Here is a 2,842-nt window from a genome sequence, read left to right as displayed (position 1 = left end):
GCACCGGGCTCGTCAACGCCTGCGCCACGATTCTCGATCTGGTTCACGACGAGGTCTATGTCGTCGATGCGGCCGGAGCCGTGCGCGTCTTCCCCCGGCTCGCCGACGGCGACGTCGCTCCGACACGGACGATCACGGGCGCACTTACCGGTCTCACGCTCCCGACGATGGGCTTCCTCGATCTCGTCCACGACGAGCTCTACGTCGCAGCCTCGAGCGGCACCGCGCGCGTCCGGGTCTTCGCCCGCACGGCGGCCGACAATGCCGCGCCGCTGCGCACGCTTTCGTTGACCGGCGCGGGCACCGGCAATCCGCGCGGCCTGCTGGTCGATCTCGCGAACGACGAGCTGATCGTCGTCGACCTGGGCCGCAACGCCGTGCGCTTCTACTCCAGGACGGCGAGCGGTACGGCCACCTGGCTGCGGGAGATCCGCGGTGGCTCGACTCTCCTCAGTGCGCCGCACCAGGCGGTCCTGACCGACGGCGACGAGCTCCTGATCGGCAACGAAGGCGGCACGGACGAGAACTTCGTCGGCCACGCGCGCACGGCCGTGGGGAACGTCGCCCCGACCCGGGTCGTGACGGCGATCGGCAACGCCTTCGGCCCCTTCACCGGCATCGCGACCGACCGCGCCAAGAACTGCTCGGAGGGCAACTCGGTCGACGGCTGCCTCTTCCGCGACAACTTCGAAGCCGGCGACAGCTGCTACTGGTCCGTCACCGTCGGCGCTCCCGACTGCCTCTGACGGGGAGCTCCGCCGAGCCTTCCTGTCCCCCCGCCGCCTCGGATAGCGTCTTCCTCCCCGAACGACGCTCACTTCGAGGAGGCACCATGCATCCGTCGCTCCCGCCCAGAAGATCCATCCTTGCGTTGGTTGTCGTCGCTGGACTGATCCCGCTTTCATTGCCGCCGACGGCCCTGGCGGACGAGGCCATCGCCTGGCGCTCCGAGGGCCCCTTCCTCGGCACGGTGGTGGATGTCGCCTTCGATGCGCGGACGCCGGGCCTGGCCTATGCCGCGGCATCGAACGGCGGCATCTTCCGCAGCACCGACTCCGGCCGCAACTGGGTGGCTGCCGGGCGGCCCAAGACCAACAGCCGCATCCAATGGCTCGAGCTCGACCCCGGCACCCCCGGCACGCTCTGGCTCGGTGTCGACAATCCCGGGAAACCGGCCCTCTGGCGCTCGCGCGACCAGGGGAAGACCTGGAGCGTCGTGACCGACAACTACTCCGGTCAGATGTCGACCCTCCATCCGGTGGGCTACCGCATCGCTTTCGCGCCGTCGCGGCCGGCCGATATCTGGGTGCCCTCGACGAACCTGCACTACCACAGTCGCGACGGCGGCAAGAGCTGGAGCGACTTCCGGGTCGAGGGCCAGGACGCCTACGCCATGGCGGTCGACCCGAAGAATCCCGACGTCGTCTATGCCGGCGGGCACGGCGGCCAGGAGAGCGGCGCCGCGCACATGTCGCGCAGCGACGACGGTGGCAAGAGCTGGAAGCCGGTGGGAGCGGGCCTCGAACCGCCGATCCATCTCCTCCAAGTCGACCCGATGAACAGCGCGACGGTCTACGCCGCGAGCCGCTCGGGCCATCTCGCGAAGTCGGCCGATCGCGGCGCGACCTTCACCGCGCTCGCCGTGCCCATCGGCGGCACCGACGACATCTACACCCTGCGCTTCGAGCCCGGCAAGGCGGATCACCTCTGGCTGGCGTCGGAGAAGGGGCTCTTCCGCACGACCGACGGCGGCGCCAGCTGGCAGCGCTCGGATCGCGACAGCGGGCGCTATCTCCTGCGCGCCGTCTCGTTCGATCCGGCCGACACCCGGCTGATGCTGGCCGCGAGCTCGGGCGCCGGGATCTACCGTAGCGCGGATGGCGGCGCGACCTGGGCGCCGTCGAGCGCCGGCCTCGCCGCCGCCTGGGTCGAGAGGATCGACGCCAGTCCCGCCTCGGCGACGATCTTCGTCCAGACGGCGACCGGCCTCTTCCGCCGCGACGCCGCCGGCACCTGGGAGGAGAAGGCCGAGCCGTTCGAGGACGACGGCGACGAGGTCGAGCTCGACGGCCTGCTCTTCGACCGCCAGTCGCCGGAGACCGTCTGGGCGTTCGACACTTCGAGCGCTTGGCGGTCGAACGACGGCGGCAAGAGCTTTCGGGAGCTCGCGAAGAAGGAGCTTTCGACGCGCGACCTGATCAAGGGCAACCTCGCCTCGGCGCAGTTTCGCAGCCTGGCGCTGGATCCAGGGAATTCGAACATCCTCTATGCCGGCTCCTGGTCGAACGACGATCCCGGCCAGGCGGTCTGGAAGTCGGTCGACGGCGGCAAGAGTTTCAAGGCCGCGGGCGTCGGGCTGCCCGGCGGCGACGTGACGCTGCTCCGCGCCGCGGCACCGGGTGTCGTCTACGCGGTCGTCGGGAAGGCCCTCTATCGCACCGACGACGGCGGCGCGAAGTGGGTCGCAGCGGGCGGCGGCCTGCCCTCCGGCATCGATCTGCGCGAGGTCGTCATCGATCCGACGCAGACAGCCAGGCTCTTCGTCGCCACCGAGAAGGGGATGTTCCTGTCGCGCGACGGCGGAACGAGCTTCGAGAAAGCGGGCTCGGCCGTCGCCGAAGAGGATGTCGAATCGGTCGCGGTCGCGCCCGACGGCAAGCTCTTCGCCGGCAGCTGGCGGGGCGTCTTCACCAGCCGCGACGGCGGCGCCACCTGGACCTCGATGAGCGAGAGCCTCCCCCACCGCGACGTCCGCGCCCTCGCCGTCGGCGGCAGCGCCGCGGACCTTCGTCTCTGGGTCGGCACAGCGGGAGGCGGCGTCTTCTCGACTCCGCTGCCCTGA

2 protein-coding genes are annotated in these 2,842 nt (G+C 70.5%); both read left to right on the top strand.

Features of this window, described 5'->3' with window-relative positions; genetic code table 11:
• Positions 1–746 (top strand): hypothetical protein (locus KBI44_21845; protein MBP9147131.1); only part of this gene is annotated, 746 nt, incomplete at its 5' end.
• Positions 747–871: 125 nt separating this feature from the next.
• Positions 872–2,842 carry a hypothetical protein gene (locus KBI44_21840; protein ID MBP9147130.1) on the top strand — a complete coding sequence of 657 codons (1,971 nt, stop codon included), beginning with the start codon at positions 872–874 and terminating at the stop codon, positions 2,840–2,842.

The sequence above is a fragment of the Thermoanaerobaculia bacterium genome (assembly GCA_018057705.1).
Taxonomy (GTDB): domain Bacteria; phylum Acidobacteriota; class Thermoanaerobaculia; order Multivoradales; family JAGPDF01; genus JAGPDF01.
This window is presented reverse-complemented; position numbering and strand designations above follow the sequence as displayed.